Origin of the sequence: Bordetella genomosp. 13 (genome assembly GCF_007679965.1) — a bacterium.
Classification (GTDB): Bacteria; Pseudomonadota; Gammaproteobacteria; order Burkholderiales; family Burkholderiaceae_B; genus Bordetella.
Genome location: NZ_VEHL01000003.1, coordinates 110,035 through 132,755, shown reverse-complemented (window position 1 = coordinate 132,755; position 22,721 = coordinate 110,035). Strand labels below are relative to the sequence as shown.

General features: G+C 69.5%; 23 protein-coding genes. 9 read left to right on the top strand and 14 right to left on the bottom strand.

Annotated elements, in window-relative coordinates; genetic code table 11:
• Positions 1-76 precede the first annotated feature (76 nt).
• The 4 genes from FS845_RS09360 to coaBC are packed head-to-tail and all read left to right on the top strand — an operon-like array spanning position 77 to position 5,656.
• The gene (locus FS845_RS09360; protein WP_144633426.1) at positions 77-1,042 is read left to right on the top strand and encodes a bifunctional riboflavin kinase/FAD synthetase; all 966 of its coding nucleotides are present in this window, start codon (positions 77-79) and stop codon (positions 1,040-1,042) included.
• A complete protein-coding gene (gene ileS / locus FS845_RS09355; protein ID WP_144633423.1) occupies positions 1,032-3,893 on the top strand; it encodes an isoleucine--tRNA ligase in 2,862 nt (953 codons plus the stop codon). Before FS845_RS09360 ends, ileS begins: the two co-directional genes overlap by 11 nt.
• A 2-nt stretch (positions 3,894-3,895) precedes the next feature.
• Positions 3,896-4,414: a signal peptidase II gene (gene lspA, locus FS845_RS09350; protein ID WP_144633420.1), complete on the top strand. Its 519-nt coding sequence runs from the start codon at positions 3,896-3,898 to the stop codon at positions 4,412-4,414.
• A gap of 39 nt (positions 4,415-4,453) precedes the next feature.
• Positions 4,454-5,656 carry a bifunctional phosphopantothenoylcysteine decarboxylase/phosphopantothenate--cysteine ligase CoaBC gene (gene coaBC, locus FS845_RS09345; RefSeq protein WP_144633417.1) on the top strand — a complete coding sequence of 401 codons (1,203 nt, stop codon included), beginning with the start codon at positions 4,454-4,456 and terminating at the stop codon, positions 5,654-5,656.
• Between the two features lie 144 nt (positions 5,657-5,800).
• Here the strand turns inward: coaBC and FS845_RS09340 are convergent, their stop codons facing one another.
• Positions 5,801-6,838 carry a metal-dependent hydrolase gene (locus FS845_RS09340; RefSeq protein WP_144633415.1) on the bottom strand — a complete coding sequence of 346 codons (1,038 nt, stop codon included), beginning with the start codon at positions 6,836-6,838 and terminating at the stop codon, positions 5,801-5,803.
• Between the two features lie 184 nt (positions 6,839-7,022).
• Between FS845_RS09340 and FS845_RS09335 the strand changes: the two genes are divergently transcribed.
• The 3 genes from FS845_RS09335 (at position 7,023) to dut (ending at position 8,829) form a co-directional block, all read left to right on the top strand.
• Positions 7,023-7,658, top strand: coding sequence for a DedA family protein (locus FS845_RS09335; RefSeq protein ID WP_144633412.1), 636 nt, complete (start codon positions 7,023-7,025; stop codon positions 7,656-7,658).
• A gap of 14 nt (positions 7,659-7,672) precedes the next feature.
• Positions 7,673-8,242 carry a hypothetical protein gene (locus FS845_RS09330; protein ID WP_144633409.1) on the top strand — a complete coding sequence of 190 codons (570 nt, stop codon included), beginning with the start codon at positions 7,673-7,675 and terminating at the stop codon, positions 8,240-8,242.
• A 137-nt stretch (positions 8,243-8,379) separates the two neighbouring features.
• Complete coding sequence (gene dut, locus FS845_RS09325; RefSeq protein ID WP_144633406.1) at positions 8,380-8,829, top strand: dUTP diphosphatase; 450 nt, start codon at positions 8,380-8,382, stop codon at positions 8,827-8,829.
• Between the two features lie 4 nt (positions 8,830-8,833).
• Here the strand turns inward: dut and FS845_RS09320 are convergent, their stop codons facing one another.
• From FS845_RS09320 to FS845_RS09290, 7 genes are all read right to left on the bottom strand, one after another.
• Positions 8,834-9,943, bottom strand: coding sequence for an NADH:flavin oxidoreductase/NADH oxidase (locus FS845_RS09320; protein WP_144633403.1), 1,110 nt, complete (start codon positions 9,941-9,943; stop codon positions 8,834-8,836).
• Positions 9,944-10,202: 259 nt separating this feature from the next.
• Positions 10,203-10,973: an ectoine/hydroxyectoine ABC transporter ATP-binding protein EhuA gene (ehuA, locus tag FS845_RS09315; RefSeq protein WP_144633400.1), complete on the bottom strand. Its 771-nt coding sequence runs from the start codon at positions 10,971-10,973 to the stop codon at positions 10,203-10,205.
• Entirely contained in the window at positions 10,970-11,641 is a 672-nt protein-coding gene (gene ehuD / locus FS845_RS09310) for an ectoine/hydroxyectoine ABC transporter permease subunit EhuD (RefSeq protein WP_144633395.1), read from the bottom strand. The genes ehuA and ehuD overlap by 4 nt, the downstream gene beginning before the upstream one ends.
• Positions 11,638-12,279 carry an ectoine/hydroxyectoine ABC transporter permease subunit EhuC gene (gene ehuC, locus FS845_RS09305; RefSeq protein WP_144633392.1) on the bottom strand — a complete coding sequence of 214 codons (642 nt, stop codon included), beginning with the start codon at positions 12,277-12,279 and terminating at the stop codon, positions 11,638-11,640. Before ehuC ends, ehuD begins: the two co-directional genes overlap by 4 nt.
• Before the next feature lie 16 nt (positions 12,280-12,295).
• Entirely contained in the window at positions 12,296-13,240 is a 945-nt protein-coding gene (gene ehuB / locus FS845_RS09300) for an ectoine/hydroxyectoine ABC transporter substrate-binding protein EhuB (RefSeq protein ID WP_144633389.1), read from the bottom strand.
• 159 nt (positions 13,241-13,399) lie between these two features.
• Positions 13,400-14,566, bottom strand: a complete 1,167-nt coding sequence (locus tag FS845_RS09295; RefSeq protein WP_144633386.1) for an ABC transporter substrate-binding protein — start codon at positions 14,564-14,566, stop codon at positions 13,400-13,402.
• Between the two features lie 251 nt (positions 14,567-14,817).
• Entirely contained in the window at positions 14,818-15,765 is a 948-nt protein-coding gene (locus FS845_RS09290) for an ornithine cyclodeaminase family protein (protein WP_144633383.1), read from the bottom strand.
• Between the two features lie 142 nt (positions 15,766-15,907).
• Between FS845_RS09290 and FS845_RS09285 the strand changes: the two genes are divergently transcribed.
• Together FS845_RS09285 and FS845_RS09280 are read left to right on the top strand one after the other, a co-directional pair.
• Entirely contained in the window at positions 15,908-16,333 is a 426-nt protein-coding gene (locus FS845_RS09285; RefSeq protein ID WP_144633380.1) for an OsmC family protein, read from the top strand.
• Between the two features lie 136 nt (positions 16,334-16,469).
• On the top strand, positions 16,470-17,762 hold the full coding sequence (locus FS845_RS09280; protein ID WP_144633377.1) for an Nramp family divalent metal transporter: 1,293 nt from the start codon (positions 16,470-16,472) through the stop codon (positions 17,760-17,762).
• A 239-nt stretch (positions 17,763-18,001) separates the two neighbouring features.
• Here FS845_RS09280 and FS845_RS09275 read toward each other — a convergent pair whose 3' ends face one another.
• The 6 genes from FS845_RS09275 to infC form a co-directional block, all read right to left on the bottom strand.
• On the bottom strand, positions 18,002-18,202 hold the full coding sequence (locus FS845_RS09275; protein WP_144633372.1) for a hypothetical protein: 201 nt from the start codon (positions 18,200-18,202) through the stop codon (positions 18,002-18,004).
• A gap of 241 nt (positions 18,203-18,443) precedes the next feature.
• Positions 18,444-20,192: a phosphoenolpyruvate--protein phosphotransferase gene (ptsP, locus tag FS845_RS09270; RefSeq protein WP_260986244.1), complete on the bottom strand. Its 1,749-nt coding sequence runs from the start codon at positions 20,190-20,192 to the stop codon at positions 18,444-18,446.
• 40 nt (positions 20,193-20,232) lie between these two features.
• Positions 20,233-20,502 carry an HPr family phosphocarrier protein gene (locus FS845_RS09265; protein ID WP_144634548.1) on the bottom strand — a complete coding sequence of 90 codons (270 nt, stop codon included), beginning with the start codon at positions 20,500-20,502 and terminating at the stop codon, positions 20,233-20,235.
• Between the two features lie 95 nt (positions 20,503-20,597).
• Complete coding sequence (locus FS845_RS09260; protein WP_144633369.1) at positions 20,598-20,999, bottom strand: PTS sugar transporter subunit IIA; 402 nt, start codon at positions 20,997-20,999, stop codon at positions 20,598-20,600.
• Between the two features lie 87 nt (positions 21,000-21,086).
• A complete protein-coding gene (gene gshB, locus FS845_RS09255) occupies positions 21,087-22,043 on the bottom strand; it encodes a glutathione synthase (RefSeq protein WP_144633365.1) in 957 nt (318 codons plus the stop codon).
• 177 nt (positions 22,044-22,220) lie between these two features.
• Positions 22,221-22,718 (bottom strand): translation initiation factor IF-3, encoded by a 498-nt coding sequence (infC, locus tag FS845_RS09250; RefSeq protein ID WP_260986223.1) that lies wholly within the window; start codon positions 22,716-22,718, stop codon positions 22,221-22,223.
• Positions 22,719-22,721 lie beyond the last annotated feature (3 nt).

The window sequence follows — 22,721 nt, the reverse complement described above, 5'->3', positions numbered from 1 at the left end:
CGGGGAATCGGCGGAGAAATCCGGCAAGATGGGGCTTTCCATGAGCAAGGCAACCTGAAATTGTAAACTGTTGCTCGTGAAACCTACGCTGCGCATTTATCGCTACCTGCCCCCGCCGGCCCGGCGCACCCCGTGCGCCCTGACCATCGGCAATTTCGACGGCGTCCACCTGGGCCACCAGGCCATCCTGTCGCGCCTGCGCCGCGAGGCGCAAGCCCGCGGGCTCGCGCCCGCGGTGATGACGTTCGAACCGCACCCGCGCGAGTACTTCGCCGCCCTGAACCAGCGCCCCGAGCTGGCGCCCACCCGCATCTTCGGCCTGCGAGACAAGCTCTCGGCCCTGGCGCGCGCGGGCATCGAACGGGTCGTGGTCGAGCGCTTCAACGCCAGGCTGGCCGGCATGTCCGCCAATGCCTTCATCGAAGACCTGCTGGTCAATGGGCTGCAGACCCGCTGGCTGCTGGTGGGCGAAGACTTCCGCTACGGCGCCAAGCGCAGCGGCGACATCGACCTGCTGCGCGAGGCCGGCGCCCACCACGGCTTCGAGGTGCACACGCTGTCCGACGTGACCGACCGCCAGGGCCACCGCATATCCAGTTCCGAGGTGCGCACCGCGCTGGCCGTGGGCGACCTGGAACGCGCGCAGGACCTGCTTGGGCATCCTTTCCACATCAGCGGGCACGTGATCCATGGCCAGAAGCTGGGCCGCACGCTGGGCTATCCCACGATGAACCTGCGCGTGGCGCCGCGCTGCGCGGCCCGCTCGGGCATCTACGTGGTGCGCGTGCTGGGCCTGGGCGACGGGCCGCGGCCCGCCGTGGCCAGCCTGGGCGTGCGTCCGACCGTGGAAGACCACGGCCGCGTGCTGCTCGAGTCGCATCTGCTCGATGGCCCGGCCGACGCTTACGGTAAACTCGTGCGCATCGAATTCCTGCACAAGCTGCGGGACGAAGAGAAATTTCCCGACCTCCCCTCCCTGACTGCCGCCATCGCCGAAGACGCGCGAAACGCGCGCGCCTATTTTGCCGTTCATGGACTATAAAAACACCCTCAACCTGCCCGACACTCCCTTCCCCATGCGCGGCGATCTCGCCAAGCGGGAACCGGCCTGGGTGGCCGAATGGGAAGAAAACCGCATCTACCAGGCGATCCGCGCCGCCAGCGATGGCCGCCCGCGTTTCGTGCTGCATGACGGCCCGCCCTATGCCAACGGCGACATCCACATCGGGCACGCGGTCAACAAGATCCTGAAGGACATCATCGTCAAGAGCCGCAACATGGCGGGCTTCGACGCGCAGTACGTGCCGGGCTGGGACTGCCACGGCATGCCGATCGAGATCCAGATCGAGAAGAAGTACGGCAAGCACCTGCCCGTGGCGGAAGTGCAGTCGCGTGCCCGCGCCTATGCGCTGGAGCAGATCGACCGCCAGCGCAAGGACTTCAAGCGCCTGGGCGTGCTGGGCGACTGGGATCGTCCGTACCTCACCATGAACTTCAGCAACGAGGCCGACGAGATCCGCGCGCTCGGGCGCATCCTGAAGAAGGGCTACGTGTTCCGCGGCCTGAAGCCGGTGAACTGGTGCTTCGACTGCGGCTCGGCGCTGGCCGAAGCCGAGGTCGAGTACGCCGACCGGGTGGATCCGGCCATCGACGTGGCCTTCCCGTTCGCCGACCGCGACGCGCTGGCCGCCGCCTTCGGGCTCAGCTCGGTGGAAGACGGCGCCGCGGTGATCTGGACCACCACGCCCTGGACCATCCCGTCCAACCAGGCGCTGAACGCCCATCCCGACTTCGACTACGTGCTGGTGCGCGCCACGCCCGCGCCGGCGCACGGCCCGCTGCTGCTGCTGGCCGCCGAGCGCGTCGAGGAATGCCTGAAGACCTGGGGCCTGCAGGGCGAGGTCATCGCCACCGCCAAGGGCGCGGCGCTGGCCGGCCTGCGCATGCGCCACCCGCTGGCCCACGTCGACGCCGGCTACGACCGCACCTCGCCCATCTACCTGGGCGACTACGTCACGCTGGACGCCGGCACGGGCCTGGTGCACTCGGCGCCCGCCTACGGCATCGAAGACTTCGTGTCCTGCAAGGAACACGGCGTGCGCGACGACGAGATCCTGAGCCCCGTGATGGGCGACGGCAAGTACGTGCCCAGCCTGCCGCTGTTCGGCGGCCTGTCGATCTGGGAGGCCAACCCCAGGATCACCGAGACGCTGAAGGAAGCCGGCTCGCTGATGCACGTGGTGAAGCTGCCGCACAGCTACATGCACTGCTGGCGCCACAAGACGCCCATCATCTACCGCGCCACCAGCCAGTGGTTCGCGGGCATGGACGTGCAACCCAACGACGGCAACGCGCCGCTGCGCCAGACCGCGCTGGCCGCGATCGACGCCACCGATTTCTACCCCGCGTGGGGCCGCGCGCGCCTGCACGCCATGATCGCCAACCGTCCCGACTGGACGCTGTCGCGCCAGCGCCAATGGGGCGTGCCGATGGCCTTCTTCGTGCACAAGGAAACCGGCGCGCTGCATCCGCGCACCGACGAACTGCTCGAGCAGATCGCGCAACGCGTCGAACAGCACGGCATCGAGGCCTGGCAGAGCCTGGACCCGCGCGACCTGCTGGGCGACGAGGCCGACCAGTACGAGAAGAACCGCGACACGCTGGACGTGTGGTTCGACTCGGGCACCACGCACGCCACGGTGCTGGGCGGCAAGGACCACGACCTGGGCGGCTCGCACGGCGAACAGCTGGCCTGGCCCGCCGACCTGTACCTGGAAGGCTCGGACCAGCATCGCGGCTGGTTTCATTCGTCGCTGCTGACCGGCTGCATGCTGTATGGCCGCGCGCCCTACAAGGCGCTGCTGACCCACGGCTTCGTGGTCGACGGCCAGGGCCGCAAGATGAGCAAGTCGGTCGGCAACGTCATCGCGCCGCAGAAGGTGTCCGACTCGCTGGGCGCGGAGATCCTGCGCCTGTGGGTCGCCTCCACCGACTACTCGGGCGAGCTGTCGATCTCCGACGAGATCCTCAAGCGCGTGGTCGAGGGCTACCGCCGCATCCGCAACACGCTGCGCTTCCTGCTGGCCAACGTGGCCGACTTCGACCCGGCGACTCAGGCCGTGCCGCACGCCGAGCTGTTCGAGATCGACCGCTACGCGCTGGCCATGACGGCGCAGATGCAGGCCGACGTGCTGGCCAACTACGAGCGCTACGACTTCCATCCGGCCGTCTCGCGCCTGCAGACCTTCTGCTCGGAAGACCTGGGCGCGTTCTACCTGGACATCCTGAAGGACCGCCTGTACACCACGGCCGCCGGCAGCCGCGCGCGCCGCTCGGCGCAGACGGCGCTGCTGGAGATCACGCAGACGCTGCTGAAGCTGATGGCGCCGATCCTGTCGTTCACGGCCGAGGAAGCCTGGAAGCTGCTGGGCGCGTCGACCCTGAAGCACCTGGGCGAGGCGGCCCGCGCCACCATCTTCACCGAGGTCTATCACGTGCTGCCCGCGTACGACGACGCCCAGGCCCTGACGGCCAAGTGGACGCGCCTGCGCGCCATCCGTGCCGAGGTGCAGCGCAAGCTGGAAGAGGTGCGCACGGCCGGCAACATCGGCTCGTCGCTGCAGGCCGAGGTCGACGTGCGCGCCACCGCGCAAGACCGCGAATGGCTGGCCAGCCTGGCGGGCGACCTGCGTTTCGTGCTCATCGTCTCGCGCGCCACGGTGCACGAAGGCGACGGCGAGCTGCAGGTGCAGATCACGCCGTCCTCGCACCGGAAGTGCGAGCGCTGCTGGCACTGGCGCGACGACGTCGGTGCCGATGCCGAGCATCCCGAGATCTGCGGGCGCTGCGTGGCCAACCTGTTCGGCGCGGGCGAACCGCGCGAGAAGGCCTGACCATGGTCCCGGCAGCCACCACCGACGACGGCGCCCGCTCCAACCTGGGGCGCTGGCTCGGCCTGGCCGCCCTGATCATCGTGTTCGATCAGGCGACCAAGCTGTACTTCGACAACGCGTTCTCGTACGGCCAGCGCCTGAATGTGCTGCCGTTCTTCGACTTCACGCTGATGTACAACCGCGGCGCAGCCTTCAGTTTCCTGGCCAAGGAAGAAGGCTGGCAGCGCTGGCTGTTCACGCTGCTGGGCATCGGCGCGGCCGTCTTCATCACCTGGCTGCTGCGCCGGACCAAGGGCCAGCCGCGCTTCTGCCTGGCACTGGCCATGATCATGGGCGGCGCGCTGGGCAACGTGATCGACCGCGTGGCCTATGGCCACGTCGTGGACTTCCTGCTGTTCTACTGGCGCGACTGGTACTATCCGGCCTTCAACCTGGCCGACGTAGGCATCACGTGCGGTGCGGTGCTGCTGGTGCTCGACGAGATCCTGCGCGCCCGCAAGGCGCGCACCGCGGGCGCATAGCCTGCATAATGGCATGACCCCCTACTGAGCCGCACCGCCATGCTAGACCTCGCCCGCAAACGCATCGTCATCGGAATGACCGGCGGCATCGCCTGCTACAAGATCGCCGAGCTGGTGCGCCGCATGACCGAACAGGGCGCCGTCGTCGACGTCGTCATGACCGAGGCGGCCACGCACTTCATCACGCCCGTCACCATGCAGGCCCTGTCGGGCCGGCCGGTCTTCGTCGACGCGTGGGACGCGCGCGTGCCCAACAACATGGCGCACATCGACCTGACACGCGGCGCCGACGCGGTGCTGATCGCGCCGGCCAGCGCCGACTTCATGGCCAAGCTGGTACATGGGTTGGCCGACGACCTGCTGTCCACGCTGTGCCTGGCGCGCGCCTGTCCGCTGCTGGTGGCGCCCGCGATGAACCGCGAGATGTGGGCCAACCCGGCCACGCAGCGCAACGTGGCGCAACTGCGCGCCGACGGCATCGGCGTGCTGGGCCCGGCCGCCGGTGAGCAGGCCTGCGGCGAGACCGGCAGCGGCCGCATGCTCGAGCCGCACGAGATCCTGTCCGACCTGATCGCCTCGTTCCAGCCGAAGCTGCTGGCCGGCCGCCACGTGCTGCTGACGGCGGGCCCCACGTCCGAGCCGGTCGACCCGGTGCGCGTGCTGAGCAACCGCTCGTCCGGCAAGACCGGCTATGCGCTGGCGCGCGCCGCGCACGAGGCCGGCGCGCGGGTCACGCTGATCACCGGCGCCACCGCCCTGCCCGTGCCGCGCGGCGTCACCGCGCTGCAGGTGATGACGGCGCGCCAGATGCGCGACGCCGTGATGGCCAGCGCCGCCGACGCCGACGTCTTCGTGGCCGTGGCCGCGGTGGCCGACTGGCGCATCAAGAACGTCAGCGAGCAGAAGCTGAAGAAGACCTCCGAGGGCGGCGGCGCCCCCGTGATGGAATTCGAACCCAATCCCGACATCCTGGCCGAAGTGGCGCGCATGGCCGATGGCCCCTGGTGCGTGGGCTTCGCCGCCGAGACCGAGAAGCTGGCCGAACACGCCGAGTCCAAGCGCCAGCGCAAGGGCATTCCGCTGCTGGTGGGCAACCTGGCGCACAAGGTGATGGACGCGGACACCACCGAACTGGTGCTGTTCGATGAAGCCGGCGTGCATCCGTTGCCCGCCGCGCCCAAGCTGGACGCGGCGCGCCGGCTGGTGGCCGAGATCGCGGCCCGGCTGCCTCGCAAGCCCTGACCAAGGCCCCCGCTGCGACGAAAAACGAAGGCCCGCGACACATGAGTCGCGGGCCTTCTTCATTTCTGCTGGCGCGGCGGAACTGCAGGTCCTGCACCCGGAACTGCGACACCCGGCCGCCCGCATGGATGCGGGCCGACACGCTCAGTGCAGCGCCTGCTCCGACCACGTGGCCAGCGGCAGCGGCAGGCCGTCGACGACACGGTCCACCATGCGACGCAGTTGCTCGCCGCCGCCTCGGTCGCTGGGCCACCGATAGGGCGTGACCGCCTGCCACTGCCCGTTGGCCCCGCGCTCGGCCATCACGAAACGGAACGTGTAGTAGCCGGCCACGCCCATGCGCAGATCGGTCACCACCAGTGCGTCGCCCAGGGCGTCGTAGCGCAGCCAGTCGTCGGTGAACCAGCGCAGCCGCTGGTGCAGCGGCACGTCGGCCAGCGCGGCCGCCAGGTCGGTGTGGCGCGGCAGGCGCAGGGTCTCGGGCGGCGCGCGGTCGAACCAGCCGCTGACGGCTTCGTAGTAGTCGCCGTCGGGCGTGGCGGCCACCACGCGCCACAGCAGCGTGTTGAAGGGCATGGGCGTGCCGATGACCCGGTCGACCTGCATGCCCTGCCGGCCCAGCTCGGCCAGCACGCGCTGCTCGGCCTGCCAGCGCCCCGCCAGCCCCGACAGCAGGTACAGCGCCCCGAACACCACCGTGGCCGCCATGGCCCGCTGCGTGCGGACGGTGACCCCGGCGATGCCAGCCGCCAGCACGGCGAACAGCATGGGCAGCGTGTAGACCGGATCGATGATGAAGACCGCCGACCAGCTCTCGGGCGTCCAGGCCAGCGGCCAGAACAGCTGCGTGCCGTAGACCGTGAAGGCGTCGAGCACGGGATGCGTGATCAGCACCAGCCAGATGGCCAGCAGCAGCCGCCACGGGCCGTACGGCGCCTGCGGCCACCGCCTGCGGATCAGCCACGCCATGACGACCGACAGCGCACTCAGCACGAACACCGAATGCGAAAACCCACGGTGGTACGTCATGGACGACACCGGGTCGGCATAGCGCACCAGCACGTCCAGGTCGGGCAGCGTGCCCAGCAAGGCGCCGTACAGCAGCGCGCGGCGCCCCTGCATGCGTCCCAGCACCGCGCCCTGTATGCCGGCGCCCAGCACCGCCTGCGTCAACGAATCCATGAAGACTTCAATCCCGAAAATGCGCCGGATCCGGCGGGCGGCGCCCGACACCCCTCTGACAGGGGGTGTTTTACACCCGGCCGCGGGCCCGCCGCGAACTCCCTTGCGCGCGCCCGCCGGCCGCCCCGCGCGGCCCCTCCGGGCAGGCGTTAAGATACAGGACGCTCAGGCTTTGCACCCACATATGGACACTTACATCGAACAGATCGGCGACTTCATCCAGGCCAATCAGGAATGGGCGGGGCTGATCACCTTCCTGCTGACGCTGGGGGAATCGCTGCTGGTGGTCGGCCTGTTCATTCCGGCGACCGCCCTGCTGCTGATCACCGGCGGCCTGATCGGCTCGGGCACGCTGGCGCCCTGGAGCATCCTGGCCTGGGGCGTGGCGGGCGCCGTGGTCGGCGACGCCATCTCGTACGCCATCGGCCGCTGGATGGGGCCGGGCGTGCTGCGCCGCTGGCCGCTGAACCGCCAGCGCGCCAACGTGGCGCGGGCGCGCCTGTTCTTCTGGCGGTACGGCTTCGCCTCGGTGGTGATCGGCCGCTTCCTGGGGCCGCTGCGTTCCACCGTGCCCACCGTGGCCGGCGTGATGCGCATGGACCACTGGCGCTTCCAGGCGGCCAACGTGCTGTCGGCCGTGCTGTGGCTGCCGCTGATGCTGGCGCCCGGCTACCTGACCGCGCGCGGCCTGGGCGCCGCGCAGGAGGCCCAGCAACTGACGCTGGCGGTCGGCGTGCTGGCATCCATCGTGATCGGCGGCGGCCTGCTGTCGATGCTGATGCGCAAGCGCCGTCCCGTGGCCGAGCGCCGCGGCAATTGACCGGAATCCCTGCCATGACATTGCCCGGAGAACCCAAGAACGGCGACTTCGCCAGCTACGTCGAGGCGCTGGGCCGCACCGGCATGCAGGCGCCCGGCCAGGTCATCAAGCCCACCCGTGCCGAGAAGAAGACTCGCCGCCAGGCCATCGTCCACCAGGAGCAGCAGTTTCCCGACGCCGTGCCGGGCGGGCCGCAGGCCAGCCAGTGGGATACGGGCTGGGGCCGCAACGACACCAAGCCGGCCGCCGCCAAGCCGGTGCCCCGGCCGCCGCGCGGCACGCCCGGCGGCTTCGCGGCGGGCTCGCCCGAGGCGTCGGCGCAATTGGCCAAGCTGGCCTCGCATCGCCGCGTCGCCTTCGTGCTGACCGTCGTGGCCGCGCTGCTGGCCTGGAATGCCGTGTCCACCGTGCTCGAGGCCATCAACCGCGAGCATTACGAGATCGAAGCCTTTTTCCCCGCGGTGTTCCTGGGATTCGTGTCGTTCATGTTGTTCCGCGCCGCGCGTGGGCTGCGCGCCAAGGCGCGGCAAGGCGCACTGCCGCAGTACGGCAAGCTGGAATCGCTGGTGCGCAAAGGCGACTGAAGCCCTCCGGCTCAGCCTTGCCTCCAAAGACAGGGGCCGCCAAAGCCAGCGGCATGTCGGCGATATGCCAGCCAGTTCTTTGGTACCCTTGGCCCCCCGGCGCACCGCGCCCCGCCCTACCCCGTTCCCCCCACACCATGAATTCCGTCGACCTGAAGATCCTGGACGCGCGCATGCGCGAGTTCCTGCCCGCCTACGCCACGCCCGGCTCGGCCGGGCTGGACCTGCGCGCCTGCCTGGACGCGCCGCTGACCCTCGCCCCCGGCGCCACCGGGCTGGTGCCCACGGGCCTGGCCATCCACATCGCCGATCCCGGCTACGCGGCCATGATCCTGCCGCGCTCGGGACTGGGCCACAAGCACGGCATCGTGCTGGGCAACCTGGTGGGGCTGATCGACTCCGACTACCAGGGCCAGCTGATGGTCTCGACCTGGAACCGCGGGTCGACCGAATTCACGCTGCAGCCCATGGACCGCCTGGCCCAGCTGGTGATCGTGCCGGTGATGCAGGTGTCGTTCAACGTGGTCGACGAGTTCGGCGCGTCGGACCGCGGCGCCGGCGGCTTCGGCAGCACGGGGCGCGGCTGAGCCCTTAGCGCTGTCCGATCCGGGTTTCGCCGAACAGGCTCTTCTGGTCGCGCGGCTGCGAGCGCCAGTACTGGTGCGGCGCCTTCACCTGCGCGCCCAGCTCGGCCGCGGCGTGCCACGCCCAGCGCGGGTCGTACAGCACGCCGCGCGCCAGCGCGATCATGTCGGCCTGTTCTTCCTGCAGGATGCGCTCGGCCTGCCGCGCCTCGGTGATCAGGCCGACCGCCATCGTGGGCAAGCCGGTCTCGCGCTTGATGCGCTGCGCGAACGGCACCTGGTAGCCCGGCGCAAGCGCAATCTGCTGGCGGGGCGACACGCCGCCGCTGGACGCGTCCATGAAATCGCAGCCCAGCGCCTTCAAGGCATGGGCGAACGCCACGGTCTGGTCGGCATCCCAGCCGCCTTCCACCCAGTCGGTGGCCGACACGCGCACGCCCAGCGTCTTGCCCGGCAGCGCCGCGCGCAGGGCCTGGAAGACCTCGAGCGGGAAGCGCATGCGGTTCTCCAGCGACCCGCCGTACTGATCGTCGCGCCGGTTGGCCAGCGGCGACAGGAACTCGTGCAGTAGGTAGCCGTGCGCGGCATGCAGCTCGATCACCTCGAAGCCCAGCCGGTCGGCGCGCAGCGCACTGTCGACGAAGGCCTGCCTGACGCGCGCCAGGCCGTCGTCATCGAGGGCGCGCGGCGGCAGCTCGGTGTCCAGGTGCGGCACGGCCGAGGGCGCATGCGCGATCCAGCCGCCTTCGGCCAGCGGGATCTGCTGCCCGCCGTCCCAGGGCGCCTGACTGGAGGCCTTGCGGCCCGCGTGGCCCAGTTGGATGCCCAGCTTGATGGGCGAATGCCTGCGGATGGCATGGACCACCTTGGCTAGCGCGGCCTCGGTCTGGTCCGACCACAGGCCCACGTCGCCCGGCGTGATACGGCCATCGGCCTCGACGGCGGTCGCCTCGACGATAAGCAGACCGGCGCCCGACAGCGCCAGATGGCCCAGGTGGATCATGTGCCAATCGGTGGCACAGCCCTCCTGGGCGGAGTACTGGCACATCGGCGCGATGACGATGCGGTTGTCCAGCGTGACGTTGCCGAAGGTGATCGGCGAGAAGAGCAGACTCATGGGATTCCTGCGCGTGGCAATCCGGGCGATGCCCGTGAACGGCCCCGCCGTGCCGAAGCCGCACATGGCGAGGCGCAAAGCCGCCAGCATAGCCGGGCGTTTGCGACGCAGGCCCCATCGCCATGACGCGAGGACGGGTATGCGGCGCCGAGCGCAGCCTCCCCGCGCAAGAGGCACGCGATCGTCAGCGGCCTTTCAGCCAGCAGGGTGCGCGGGCATCGCACGCGTGGCGACGTCCCGCGCAGGCGCCGCGCGCGGCTTACTCCGCCTCGATCACCGACTGCAGGAACTGCTGCGTGCGCGCTTCCTTCGGCGAGGCGAACAGCGTGGCCGACTCGGCGTCCTCGACCACGTTGCCCTGGTCGAAGAACAGCGTGCGGTCGGACGAGCGCTCGGCGAACTTCATCTGGTGCGTGACGATGATCATGGTCATGGTGCGCTTGGCCGACAGGTCTCGCATGATCTGCAGGATGCCGCCGACCAGCTCCGGATCGAGCGCCGAGGTCACCTCGTCGAACAGCATGATCTCGGGCCGCATGGCCAGGGCGCGCGCGATGCCCACGCGCTGCTTCTGCCCGCCCGACAGCTGCGCGGGGTACGAATCGATCTTGTCGCCCAGGCCCACCAGTTCCAGGTACTCGCGGCCGCGCGCCACGGCCTCGTCGCGGCCGAGGCCCTCGACATGGATGGGCGCCTCGATCACGTTGCCCAGCGCGGTCTTGTGCGGGAACAGGTTGAAGTGCTGGAACACCATGCCGATCTTGCCGCGCACCTTGCGCACGTGGGCCGAGTGCGGCGTCATCAGTTTGCCGCTGGCGTCGTGCCACATGGGCTCGCCATCGATCTCGATCTCGCCGCTGGTGGGACGGTCCAGCGTCATCAGCATGCGCAGCAGCGTGGACTTGCCCGAGCCGGACGGCCCGATCACCGACACGGTCTGCCCGGCGGGAATCTCCAGATCGATGCCGCGCAGCACTTCCACGTCGCCATACCGCTTGGTCAGTTTCTTCAGCGTGATGCTTGCGCTCATCGTTTTCCTCCAATCAGTTTCAGTCGGCTCTCCACGCGGCGCATGCACCAGGCGGCCGCCAGGCTCAGCACCAGGAACATGATGCCCACCAGCGTCAGCGGCTCGGTGTAGCGGAAGGTGCTCGAACCGATCATCTTGCTCTGCTGCAGCAGCTCGACCACCGTGATGGCCGACAGCAGCGGCGTGTCCTTGAACATGGCCACCAGGTAGTTGCCCAGAGCGGGCACCACGGGCGGAATGGCCTGCGGCAGCACCACGCCCACCGCCGTGCGCCAGCGCGACAGGTTCAGCGCCGTGGCAGCTTCCACCTGGCCGCGCGGCACGGCCTCGATGCCGGCGCGGTAGACCTCGGCGCAGTACGCGGCGTAGTGCACGCCCAGCGCCAGGATGCCGGTGGTCAGCGGCGACAGGCTGACGCCGGTGACGGGCAGCACGTAGAACAGGAAGTACATCTGCACCAGCAGCGGTGTGCTGCGCACGAACTCGATGATCAGCGCGGCCGGCGCGGAGACGATCCACAATGGCGCGCGGCGCATCATCGCCAGCGCCAGGCCCAGCGTGACGGCCACCAACATGCCGATCAGCGTGGCCTGCACCGTGATGACCAGCGCCTGCGCCAGCGTGGGCAGGATCTCGAGGGCGAAACTCCAGTCGAATATCGGGCTCATCGGACTTTGAACCTCCGTTCGAGCAGGCGGACACCGCCCGTGATCAGCAGCGCCACCGCGAAGTACATCAGCAGCATCGCCACGAAGATGTCGGTGGTGCGCAGCGTGTCGCTGCGCAGCAGCTGGCCGCGGAAGGTCAGGTCGGTGATGGTGATCAGCGACACCAGTGCGGTGTTCTTCAGCAGCTCGATGGCCAGGTTGCCGGCGGGCGGCAGCATGGCGGGAAATGCCTGCGGCAGCACCACGCGGCGCATGATCTGCCCGCGCGTGAAGTTCAGCGCCAGGGCCGCCTCGCGCTGGCCCTGCGGCACCGCGACGATGGCGCCGCGCACCACCTCGGCCCCGTACGCGCCGGCATTGGCGGCCAGCACCACGATGCCGACCAGCACCGCCGGCAGCTTCAGGCCGAACATGGGCAGCACGTAGTAGAACCAGAACAGCTGCACCAGGGCCGACGTGCCGCGAAAGATCTCGACGTAGGTCATCGATACGCCACGCACCAGCACGCTGCCCGACATGCGGCCCAGCCCGGCCAGCAGCGCCAGCGGCACGGCCAGCACGGCCGCCCCCAGCGTGATCTGCAGCGTGACCGCCAGGCCTTCCAGCAGCGGCTGCAGGATGGAAATGTCGTCATTCATGTGCCTGCTCCCCCCCTCAGTTGGCGCCGCACAGCTTGGCCGCCGTCACGTCGCCCGGCAGCTCCTGCTGGCTGAACCCGAAGGGCTCGACCAGCTTGCGGTGCTCCTCGCTGCCGATCAGCTTGCCCAGCTCGGCGTTGAAGGCGTCGGCGAAGGCCTGGTCTTCCTTGCGGAAGGCATAGGCGCCGTAGCCGCGCACGTCGGCGCCCTCGATGACGGGATCGGTGAAGGGATCGGCGCGCTCCACCGGCTGGTCGGTCACCTTGGTCATCAGGTCGGCGATGGTCAGCGCCGTGCCGGCATAGGCATCCGCGCGCCCGGCCTGCACACCGGACAGCGCGCTGACGGCGTCGGGGAACACGATGACCCGCTCGGAGGGGATCTTCAGCTTCTCGGCGTATTCGCCCTCGATGGCGCCCACCACGACGCCCAGGCGGGCGTCATCGCTTTTCAGCACATCCTCGTAGCTGTGCAGATTCTTGGGATTGCCCTTCTGCACCAGGAAGGCTTCGCCCACGCCGTAGGTGGGGTTGGAGAACGCCACCTGGCCGCAGCGCGTGGGCGTGACGTACATGCCGGCGGCGATGATGTCGAAGCGCTTGGCCTGCAGGCCGGGAATCAGCGAACCGAACTCGGTCAGCACACCCTCGACCTCGTTCACGCCCATGCGCTTGAGCACCACGCGGGCGATTTCGACGGACTCGCCGGTGACGCGCGCCTCCTTGCTGTCCATGTAGGCGTACGGCGCTTCGTTCGCATAGCCGATGCGGAGGGTGCCCGCGCGACGGGCGGCGGCCAGCGTGTCGCCGCCGGAAGCGTCAGATTGTCCGGCGGCGGGCGCCTTGCCGGATGCGGCGGTGCCGCCGTCGCTGGAACCGCTGCCGGAGTCGCAGGCGGCCAGGGCCAGCGTCAGACCTGCCGCCAGCAAGAGCCGTTTCGCGGCGTGGGCATAGGGTGCCATGTTCTTTTCCTCCCGTGATGTGCCATGCAATTGATTCGCTCAAAATGATATCCCATCAAATAATTTGAGTACGAATCAAATGTCACAAAAGAAGGCAGGTCCGCGCCTGCCTCCTCCGGGAAGCGCCGCCGTGGGCGGCGTGATCCAAGTAACTACACGTTACTGCGCAGCATACGAGAAGCGGCCGCTGCGCACGACGCCCATGACACGGGCGCGTTCGTCGAAGCCTTGATGGTCCTTGGTGGAGATGTTCAGCACGCCGTTGGGCACGATGAGGTTCTGCGTGGTCTCGAGGGCCTCGCGCAGCGCCTTGCGGAACTCCGGCGTGCCCGGCTTGGCCCCGTCCTTCAGGGCGCGGCCCACGGCCGAATCCAGCAGCATCCAGGCGCCGTAAGCGTCGCCGGCGAACTGCGTGAGCGTGTTGGCGCCGTACTGGGCCTCGTAGCGGTCGGCGAACTCGACCGCCACCTTCTTCACCGGGTTGGCGTCCGGCAGTTCGCGGGCGACCACGCCCGGGCCGGTGGGAAACAGCGTGCCCTCGACGTCCTTGCCGCCTACCTGCAGGAATTCCAGCGTGCCGATGCCGTGGGTCTGGTAGATGGCCCCGGTGTAGCCGCGCTCCAGCAGCGTCTTCTGCGGCAGGGCCGCCGGCGTGCCCGAGCCCGCGATCAGCACGGCATCCGGCTTGGCCGCGATCACCTTCAGCGCCTGGCCCACCACCGAGGCGTCGGTGCGCTGGAAGCGTTCCTGTGCCACCACCTTCACGCTGTCGCCCGCGGCCGCGTTGAACGCCTGCCACCAGCTGTCGCCATAGGAATCGCCGAAGCCGATGAAGCCCACCGTGTGCACGCCCTTGCGTTTCATGTCCTCGACCAGCACGGACGCCATCAGCGTGTCGTTCTGGGGCATCTTGAACGCCCAGTGGCGCTTGGGATCGGTCTGCGGATCGACGATGACGGCCGAGGCGGCCAGCGCCACCATCGGCGTGCCCGTCTCGGCGAGCACGTCCAGGCCCGCCACGGCGGCGGCCGTGGTGTTGGGCCCGACGATGGCGTCGACCTTGTCCTCGGCGGTCAGCTTGCGCATGTTGCGCACCGAGCGGCTGACGTCGGTGGCATCGTCCAGCACGACGTAGCGCGCCGGCTCGCCGCCCAGCGTGGCCGGCCACATGCGCACGGCGTTGTTGCTCTGGATGCCGATGGCTGCGGCGGGGCCGGTCGTGGACAGGTTCACGCCGATGACCACCTCGGCCTGGGCCACGGGGGCGGACAGGGCGGGAAGCGCGACGGCGACGGCGGCGGCAAGGCGGGCAAACGCGTGAGGCATGAAGAATCCGGTGAGGTTGAAGACGTTTGGCGGGAGCGGCCCGGCGGCCACGCCCTGCGGGGAGAAAACCTCATTGTGCCTCAATGGCCCGGGCTTCCGTCACAGGGTTGCCACGTAGCTTCTCCATGCGGCGCGTGTCCCGACGCGCCCGCCCCGCCGGCGGTTCTCTGCCGCCGCACGCGCATGGGAGTGGGTTCCAGCGTCGCCTTCGTCGGCGCGGCAGCGGTGACCGGCCAGGCAAGCCGCACGCCTCAGCCCACGTTCGCGCGTGTCACGGCCTCGTACACCAGGGCAGCCAGCGCCAGGTCTTCCAGCGCGCTGCCCACGGCCTTGAACACCGTGATCTCGGACGCCTCTGTGCGCCCCGGCGCGCGGCCGGCCGCCAGGTCGAACAGCGTGCCCCGCAGCCCGTCCCGCGCGAGCGTGCCGGCCGCGAAGGCCGCCAGCAGGTCGCCTGCCTTGGTCGGTGCCTCGTCGGTGTCCACGTAGACGGACGCCCCGGCAAAGCAGTCGGCGTGCGCCTCGATCATCTCGGGCTTGAAGCTGCCGACCAGGTCCAGGTGCGTGCCGGGACGCAGCCAGCCGCCGCGCACCAGCGGTTCGGTGGACAGCGTGGCGCAACTGACGATGTCCGCCTGCCGCGCCGCGGATTCCAGGTCGGTCACGGCCCGGGCGTCGGTGCCCTGCGCGGCCAGCGTCCGCGCCAGCGCCTGCGCGCCGGCGGGTCGCACGTTCCAGACCAGCACCCGATCGATCGGCCGCACCGCGCGCATCGCCTGGGCCAGCAGACCCGCGATGCGACCCGACCCGACGATCAGCAAGGTGCGCGCGTCGCCGCGCGCCAGGTAGGACGCCCCCAGCGCCGCCGCGCCGGCGGTACGGAACGCCGTGACCACGTCGCCGTCGACCTGCGCCAGCGGCACGCCCGTGCGGGCGCTGTACAGCGTGTAGGTGGCATGCAGGCCGGGCAGGCCTTGCCGGGTGTTCCCGGGAAAGATGTTGATGACCTTTACCCCGAAATAGCCCTGCGCGTTCCAGGCCGGCATGATCAGCGAGGTGCCATGCGCGCCGTCGCACTCGATGGCGTGCACGTGCCGCGGCGGCACGGCCACGTCGCCCAGGAAGGCGTCGCGCAGGGCGGGAATCACCGTCTCGAACGCCAGCGCGCCGCGCGTGGCGGCGGTATCGATCACCTGCATGGACACGCGCTCCGAAGCTGTCAGGGACGCAGCATTATCGCGCGCCTCGAAACCTGGCGGACACATTCCTGCTGGTTCGCCGCCGTATCATGGAGGGCCCTACTCAGGCGTCAAGACGCCCCAACCTCTCAGGAGTGTCCCCATGAAGAAGACTGCATCCGCCGTCTGGCAAGGCGATCTCAAGACCGGCAAAGGCACCGTTTCCACGCAGAGCGGCGCGCTGCGCGAGCAGCCGTACGGCTTCAACACCCGCTTCGGCGACGAGCCCGGCACCAATCCCGAGGAACTGCTGGGCGCCGCGCACGCCGGCTGCTTCTCGATGGCTCTGTCGAACATCCTGGGCGAGGCCGGCCTGAAGGCCGACCGCATCGAGACCTCGGCCGAAGTCACCCTGGACAAGGACGAAGGCGGCTTCTCCATCACCGCCGTCCACCTCAAGGTCGTGGCCGCCATCCCGGGCGCCGACCCCAAGGCGTTCGAGGAAGCCGCCGCCAAGGCCAAGGCCGGCTGCCCCGTCTCCAAGGTGCTGAACGCCAAGATCACGATGGATGCGACGCTCAAGAACTGAGCCAATCGCGCGCTGAGGGCCCCCTCGGGGCCTTCTCTGGCTCGGGGTTCGTAAAACCTATCGGACCCTTGCCCTAAATCAATTTGACCCGCCCGAGCGCGATCCCGAGAATGGAAACCATTCTCAGGATCGCCTCATGAACACACTCATCCTCGCCATGTCCGGCACCGACGCCGCCCACCGGGCCCAACCCGCGCGCATGGCCGGCCTGCGCGCGCTGGCGGGCTCCGGCCTGCTGGTGGCCGTGGGCTACATCGATCCGGGCAACTGGGCCACCGACATCGCCGGCGGCAGCGGCTTCGGCTATGGCCTGCTGGCCGTGGTGTTCGCGGCGGCGCTGCTGGGCATGGGATTCCAGGTCCTGACGGCGCGCCTGGCGCTGGCCACCGGCCAGGACCTGGCCACGCTGACCTCGCGCTACCTGCCGCGCCCGCTGGCGCGCACCGCCTGGGTGGCCGGCGAGGCCGCCATCCTGGCCACGGCGCTGGCCGAACTGATCGGCGGCGCCATCGCGCTGCGGCTGCTGCTGGGCCTGCCGCTGATGGCGGGCGTGGCCGTCACCGCGCTGGGTACCCTGGCCGTGTTCTACGCCGCGCGCCGCAATGCCGACCGGCACGAGCAGATCATCGGCGTGCTGCTGGGCATCGTCGCGCTGGCCTTCGTGTACCTGCTGGTGCGGGCGCAGCCCTCCGCCGCCGCCATGGCCGCGGGCCTGGCCGACACCGGCCGCACGCTGCGCGACCCGCAGGCCTTCCTGGTGGCGCTGGGCATCCTGGGCGCGACACTGATGCCGCACAACCTCTACCTGCATTCGGGCGCCCTCGCGCAGCGCGCCGCCGACCTGGCAACAGGCGATCGCCCGCTGGCCATGCGCATCGCGCGCAACGACACCGTGGTGTCGCTGGGTATCGCCATGCTGATCAACGCGGCCATCATGATCGTGGCGGCCGCCTCCCTGTCCGGCCTGGGCCCGGTCGTGGCCAGCCTGGACGACGCGCATGCCGCGATCGGCCACACGCTGGGCGCCGGCGCCGCCGTGGTCTTCGCCGTCGCGTTGTACGCGGCCGGCCAGAGCTCCACCATCACCGGCGTGATGGCCGGCCGCGTGCTGTCGCGAGGTTTCCAGCCCGCCGGCGCCGGCTGGTCGGAACGGCGCCGTGCATTGGCGACGCGCGCCGTCGCGGGCGTCGCCGCCCTCGCCTTGCTGGCCGCCACGGGCGGCAGCGATCCGGACGGCCTGCTGGTGCTCAGCCAGGTGATCCTGAGCCTGGCCTTGCCCTTCGCGCTGATCCCGCTGGTAGTGCTGGCGCGTCGCGCCGACGTGATGGGCCGCCACGTGCTGCGAGGCGGCTGGTCGGTGGCAGCGGTGGCGGCCACCAGCGCGATCGTGGTGCTGGATGGGTACCTGCTGGTGCAGATGGCGGTGTGAGCCGGCGCCATCCGGACCGCGTGATGGGATGCCGCCCGGCTTGCTGGGTGCCTGACCAGGAGCCACCATACGGTACCGCTTCGATGATGGACAGCCCGCTGAATTCGGCTTCGCGTGTCTGAGGGCCTTGCCCCGGCCTGAAAAGCCAGCGGCCGCCGCAGTGTCCTTCGACGCTGCGGCGGCCGCCTGATGAATGCGGGAAGCCGGGGCTGTTGGCTATCCGGCTCCGCGTGCCGTGATCAGTATGGGCGGAAAGCCGAGATCACCGGATGCGCCTGGCGCGCGGCCTGCATGCCCTGCGCGATCTCGCGCCAGGCTGCGCCGAAGCCCTCGCCCAGGCGCTTGAGGCGGCGAGCACGGGAACGCAGTCGGGACTGTCCGGCGGTGCTGCTGGCCGGTGCGGCTGCGATGCGGATGTCGGTACGGACGGTGTCGTTCATGGCTCTCTCCAGGAGGCGTGCGCGGGGGTGACTGACGAATTCATCTTAGGCCTGCGCATGCTGCGCCGCAACATAATCCGATCGAACGTGACCATACCGTTGCGCGGCGGGTACAACCGGGTGAAAAAGAAAGATCGGGTGGATATCGCCCCGTTTCCCCGACGGCGATGCGGGCGGTAAACGGCTCGGACCGTGGCGGTGAAACGGGGCAGCGGGCGGCGGCGCCCGCCGCCACCGCCGCTCATGCCTGGTCGAGCTGGTCCAGGTCCACCGGCAAGGCGCGGTTGATGATGCCCGCCACCTTCACGCGCAGGGCATTGGAGTGCGCGCGGCGCACCTCGCGCTTGACGTCCAGCAACTGCTGCGGGTGCATCGAGAATTCGGTCAGCCCCAGGCCGAGCAGCAGGCGCGTGTAGCGCGAGTCGCCCGCCATTTCGCCACACACCGCCACCGGCTTGCCGGCGCGCTCGCCGGCATTGATGGTGTTGGCCACCAGCCGCAGCACGGCCGGATGCAGCGGGTCGTACAGCGACGCCACGTCGTGGTCGCCGCGGTCGATGGCCAGCGCGTACTGGATCAGGTCGTTGGTGCCGATCGACAGGAAATCCAGCGCCTGCGCGAAAGGCTCGATGGCGATGGCGATGGCCGGCACCTCGACCATGGCGCCCACCTCGATGCGCGGGGCATAGGCCTGGCCGCGCGCGTCCAGCTCGGCGCGCGCCGAGGCGATGGCCGCGAACGTGGCCTGCACCTCGTGCATGTGCGCGATCATCGGCACCAGCAGCCGCACGTGCCCGTGCGCCGACGCGCGCAGGATGGCGCGCAGTTGCGTGGCGAACATCTCGGGACGGGCCAGGCAATAGCGGATCGCGCGCTGGCCCAGCGCCGGATTGGTGGCCACGGTGGCCTCGCCGTCCAGCGTCTTGTCGGAGCCGATGTCCAGCGTGCGGATGGTGACCGGGCGGCCCGCCATCACCTTCACGACCGACGCATAGGCTTCGTACTGCTCTTCCTCGGTGGGCAGCGTGGCGCGGCCCATGAACAGGAATTCGCTGCGGAACAGGCCGATGCCGTGCGCGCCGGCTGCCATGGCCTGCTCGGCCTCCTCGGGCAGCTCGATGTTGGCATGCAGGACGATGTCGATGCCGTCCAACGTGACCGACGGCACGTCGCGCAGCAGCGCAAGCTCGGCGCGCTCGTCCGCGTACACGCGCTGCAGGCCGCGATACTCCTCGAGGATGCGGGCCGACGGATTGACCAGCACGTTGCCGGTGGCGCCGTCGACGATCAGCACGTCGCCGTCGCGCACCAGTTCGCGCACGTTGCCCATGGCCACCACGGCGGGCACGCCCATGCTGCGCGCCACGATGGCGGTGTGCGACGTGGGTCCGCCGAGGTCGGTGACGAAGGCCGCGAAGCGCGCGCCGCGCAGGCGCAGCATGTCGGCGGGGGAAATGTCGTGCGCGACCACGACCAGCGGATCGTTGCCGTCGACCTGCGAGGTGTCCGGCAGCGTGGCCGAGGTGCCCGACAGCACCCGCAGCACGCGCTCGATGGCCTGGCGCACGTCGGCCCCGCGCTCGCGCAGGTACTCGTCTTCCATGGCCTCGAACTGCTCGCCCAGCATCTGGCCCTGCGCGGTCAGCGCCCATTCGGCGTTGTACTGGCGTTCCGAGATGAGGGCCAGCGCCGGTTCCGCCAGCAGCGGATCGCCCAGCAGCAGGCAGTGCACGTTGAGCATCGCGCCCAGTTCGCGCGGCGCGTCCTCGGGCAGCGTGTCGGCCATCTCCAGCAGTTCGTCCTGCGCCTGCTTCAGGGCCGCGGTCAGGCGCTCGCGCTCGGCGGCGATGTCCTCGGGGGCGATGCGGTAGTGCGCGACTTCCAGCGCGGCGGCGCCCATGACCACGGCCCGCCCGATGGCATAGCCGCGCGCCACGGGCTTGCCGCGCAGCGCGATGACGGCGCCGGGCGCCGTGGCGGCGCCGGCCATCGCCGTCGCTGCCGTGGCCTCGGGCCCGGCTGCCTGCTTCTTACTCGTGCTCACCGAATTTGCTGTCGAACAGGGATTGGATGTCGGCCAGCGCCTGGTCGGCATCATTGCCGCTGGCGTCCAGCCGGACCGTGACGCCCATGCCGGCGGCCAGCATCATCACGCCCATGATGCTCTTGGCATTGACGCGCTGGGCCCCGCGGGAGATGAAGATCTCGCTTTGGAAACGGCTGGCGAGCTGCGTCAGCTTGGCAGCCGCACGCGCATGCAGTCCGAGTTTGTTGCTGATGACGATGTCTGAACTGGGCATAGGATTCTTGGGACCACGATACAGGCCGGCCTTGCTTGCGATGCCGGGCGCCGCAAGCTGCAATACCGGGATGATATAGGGCAAACCGCTGCCCGTCAGTCTACCTGCAAGCAGCCCTGTACGCCGCCTGCCAGGGCCTTTTCGCGGGTCTCGGCCAGGGGCAGGTTGCGGTAGGTCAGCGCCCGCAGCAGCATGGGGGTGTTCAGGCCGGCCAGTACGCAGCAGCGCGTGCCCTGCGCCTGCGCATCGGCCACCGCGCGCTTGGCGATGTTGGCCGGCGTGGCGCCGATCAGGTCCGTCAGCACCAGCACGCCCTCGCCGCGGTCCACGCGCAGGATGTCGGACAGCACGGCCGGGGCCTGCACGTCGGGGGTGTCCTGGGGCTGGATATCGTGCACGGCCAGCGAGTCGGCGACCACGTCGCCCAGCACGTGGCTGGCCAGTTCGTGCATGGCGTCGCCCAGCGGCGCGTGCACCACGATGACGATACCGGTCACGATGGCGTCCGTCCGAAGGAGCGCGGCAGCGGCGAACAGGAAGCGCGCGGGACGCGGGGCGACAATGTCATGGCGGATATGGAGACTTCAGCCGACGGCGCGCTCGAGCGCCTTGGCGAACATCTCTCCTACGTTGAAACCGGTTTGTTCGGTGATCTCGACGAAGCAGGTCGGGCTGGTGACATTGACTTCGGTGACGTAGTCGCCGATGACGTCCAGGCCCACCAGCAGCAGGCCGCGGCCGGCCAGGCGCTCGGCCGCGGTGACGGCGATCTGGCGGTCGCGGTCGGACAGCGGCTGCGCCACGCCCCGGCCGCCGGCCGCCAGGTTGCCGCGCGTCTCGCCGGCCAGCGGAATGCGCGCCAGGCAATACGGCACGGGTTCGCCGCCGATCAGCAGGATACGCTTGTCGCCCTTGACGATCTCGGGAATGTAGCGCTGCGCCATGATGGTGCGCTGGCCGTTGTCGGTCAGGGTCTCCAGGATGGCGTTGCGGTTGGGCTCTTCGGCGCGCAGGCGGAAGATGCCCGTGCCGCCCATGCCGTCCAGCGGCTTGACGATCACGTCCTGGTGCTGCGCGTGGAACGCCTTCAGGCGCTCCATGTCGCGCGTCACCAGCGTGGGCGTGGCCAGGTCGGCGAATTCGGTGATGGTGAGCTTTTCGGGGTGGTTGCGGATGGCCGCGCCGCTGTTGAACACGCGCGCGCCCTGCGCCTGCGCGTATTCGAGCAGATGCGTGGAATACACGTATTCCATGTCGAAGGGCGGGTCCTTGCGCATGACCACGGCGTCGAAGGCCGACAGCGGCTGGTCCTGCGCCGGCGCGGCGTCCTTCCACCACGAATGCTCGTGCAGGTCGGCGCCTTCCACCAGCTCGATGGCGGTGGCGCGGGCGTTGACGATGCCTTCATCGATGTACAGATCGCCCTGCAGGGCCACGCTGAGCGTGTGCCCGCGCGCGACCAGCGCGCGCATCATGGCGACGGAACTGTCCTTGTACGCCTTCAGCAGCGGCAAGGGATCGATGACGAACAGGACATGCATGGGTACACCCGCTTGTTACCTCCGCCCCAAAGGCGGACACAGACGGTCATGGTAGCTTAAATGGGGCGTGCGAGGCACAAGCGCAAGGCCCGGCGCACAAGGTGCGGCCGGAACACGGCATGCCCCGGGCAGGAAAACATACGGCCCGGCGCCGCAGGCGGCCGGGCCGTTCGTCGTTCAAGCCGCGTCGGTCTTGCCGGCCTTCTTGCGAGGGGCCAGCACCATGACCATCTGGCGGCCTTCCAGCTTGGGCATCGCCTCGACCTGGGCCAGTTCGGTCAGGTCGTCGCGCACGCGTTCGAGCACGCGCATGCCCAGTTCCTGGTGAGCCATTTCACGACCGCGGAAGCGCAGCGTGATCTTGGCCTTGTCGCCTTCCTCGAGGAAGCGGCGCAGGTTGCGCAGCTTGACTTGGTAGTCTCCCTCGTCGGTGGCGGGACGGAACTTGACTTCCTTGACCTGGATGACCTTCTGCTTCGATCGGGCCTCGGCCTGGCGCTTCTGCTCCTGATATTTGAACTTACCGTAGTCCATCAGGCGGCAGACCGGCGGTTCGGCATTGGGCGCGATTTCCACCAGATCCACGTCGCTTTGCTCGGAGAGACGGAACGCATCGGCGATCTTGACGATGCCCAGCTGCTCTCCTTCCAGACCTATCAGACGCACCTCGGGCACGCG